Source organism: uncultured Flavobacterium sp. (assembly GCF_937967675.1).
Lineage (GTDB): Bacteria > Bacteroidota > Bacteroidia > Flavobacteriales > Flavobacteriaceae > Flavobacterium.
Genome location: NZ_CALBSN010000144.1, coordinates 1 through 2,438, shown reverse-complemented (window position 1 = coordinate 2,438; position 2,438 = coordinate 1). Strand labels below are relative to the sequence as shown.

Annotated in this window: 1 protein-coding gene; it reads right to left on the bottom strand. The window is 37.1% G+C overall.

What is annotated here, in order from left to right; all coding sequences use genetic code 11:
• On the bottom strand, positions 1-2,438 hold a 2,438-nt coding region (gene purL, locus Q0075_RS09705; RefSeq protein ID WP_297869333.1), incomplete at both ends, for a phosphoribosylformylglycinamidine synthase.

The following is a 2,438-nucleotide window of genomic DNA, read 5'->3' as shown; positions in this document are numbered from 1 at the left end:
GGATAATGTGCCCAGTTCCAAGGGAAAGTCGAACGCTCAATGTGTGGCATCATTACTAAATGTCTTCCCGTTGTATCACACATCATAGCCGTGTTGAAATCCGAACCATTTGGATTTGCTGGATAACCTTTGTAAGCATATTTTGCTACGATGTTATATTTATCTTCTGAATAAGGTAATTTGAATTTTCCTTCTCCGTGTGAAATCCAAACCCCTAAAGTTGTTCCTTCCAAAGTTGATAACATCACCGAATTATTCTTCTGAACCGTTACCGAAGTAAAGCCACTTTCGTGTTTGTTCGAAGTGTTGTGGTGCATTTTTCCGTGAACTTCGTGTTCTGGATTAATCAATTCTAATTCCATTAACAATTGACAACCATTACAAATCCCTACCGAAAGTGTGTCTTCTCTTTTGAAGAAGTTTTTCAATGCGGTATTCGCTTTTTCGTTGTATAAAAACGCTCCAGCCCAACCTTTAGCCGAACCCAAAACATCCGAATTCGAGAATCCTCCAACTGCTCCAATGAATTGAATGTCTTCCAATGTTTCTCTTCCCGAAATTAAATCGGTCATGTGAACATCTTTTACATCAAATCCAGCTAAGAACATTGCATTTGCCATTTCACGTTCAGAATTACTTCCTTTTTCACGAATAATTGCTGCTTTTGGTCTTGGTTTTGAAGCATCAATCACAGGTAATTTTCCATCAAAATGTGATGGGAAAGTAAATTGTAATTTCTGATTTTTGTAATTATCAAAACGCGCTTGCGCCATTCCGTTTTTAGATTGTTTTGAATCTAATAGGAAAGAAGTTTTATACCAAGTATCTCTTAAAGTCGCAATACTAAAAGTTAAACTATCATCTCCGTTGATAACCGTAAACGCATCGCCATCGATAGCCGAACCAATTTTAAAAATCTCAATATTATGTTCTGCGAAAGTTGCTTCCACTTCAGCATTCGCTTGGAAAACAACTCCGATATTCTCATTAAATAAGGCTTTAACCGTATCTTTTTCTCCTAAAGAAGTCAAGTCGATTAACGCTCCTAATTTATCATCAGCAAAACACATTTCTAATAAAGTAGTGATTAAACCACCGCTTCCAATATCGTGTCCTGCTTTGATTTTTCTATCTTTAATTAAATCTTGTAAAACGTTGAATGCTTTTTTGAAGAATTCTGAGTTTTGAATTGTTGGAACATCGTTTCCAATTTTATTCAACACCTGTGCGAACGAACTTCCACCTAATTTAAACGAATCTTGCGATAAGTTGATATAGTAAATGTTTCCGCCGTTTCTTTGTAAAACAGGTTCTACTACTTTTGTAATGTTCGAACAATTTCCGGCAGCTGAAATAATAACTGTTCCTGGTGCGATTACTTCATCATTTGGATATTTTTGTTTCATCGAAAGCGAATCTTTTCCTGTTGGAATATTGATTCCCAATTCAATAGCAAAGTCAGAACATCCTTTTACTGCTTCGTATAAACGAGCATCTTCTCCTTCATTTTTACAAGCCCACATCCAGTTAGCCGATAACGAAACCGATTGTAAGCCATCTTTCAATGGAGCCCAAACGATGTTTGATAACGCCTCAGCAATAGCCGTTCTAGAACCCGCAACAGGATTCACTAAAGCTGAAATAGGCGAGTGCCCAATCGAAGTAGCAATTCCTTCTTTTCCTTTGAAATCCAATGCCATAACTCCGACATTGTTCAATGGTAATTGTAATGGACCCACGCATTGTTGTTTTGCTACACGTCCGCCAACACAACGGTCTACTTTATTGGTTAACCAATCTTTACAAGCTACAGCTTCTAATTGTAAAACTTGACTTAAGTAGCTTCCTATATTTTCTTTTGAATATTCTAAATCTGAATAGTTTGTAGCAACGGTTTTATCCGTCATAATGGTTTTTGGCGAACTTCCGAAGAAATCCTCCAAAGCATAATCCATTGGTTTTACACCTGTAGATTTTGATTCGAATGTAAATCTATGGTTGTTAGTTACGTCACCCACTTGATACATTGGAGAACGCTCTCTGTCTGCAATTCTTTGTAAGGTTTCGATATCTTTTTCACCAATCACCAATCCCATTCTTTCTTGCGATTCGTTTCCGATGATTTCTTTTGCAGAAAGTGTTGGGTCACCAACTGGTAATTTATCTAAATCGATTAATCCTCCGGTTTCTTCCACTAATTCAGAAAGACAATTTAAATGTCCACCAGCACCATGATCGTGAATAGAAACAATAGGATTGTTGTCACTTTCTACCAAACCACGAATGGCGTTAGCAGCACGTTTTTGCATTTCTGGATTGGAACGTTGAATAGCATTTAATTCAATTCCTGAACCAAAAGCACCTGTATCTGCTGATGAAACCGCAGCTCCACCCATTCCAATTCTATAATTTTCTCCACCTAAAATAACGATTTTATC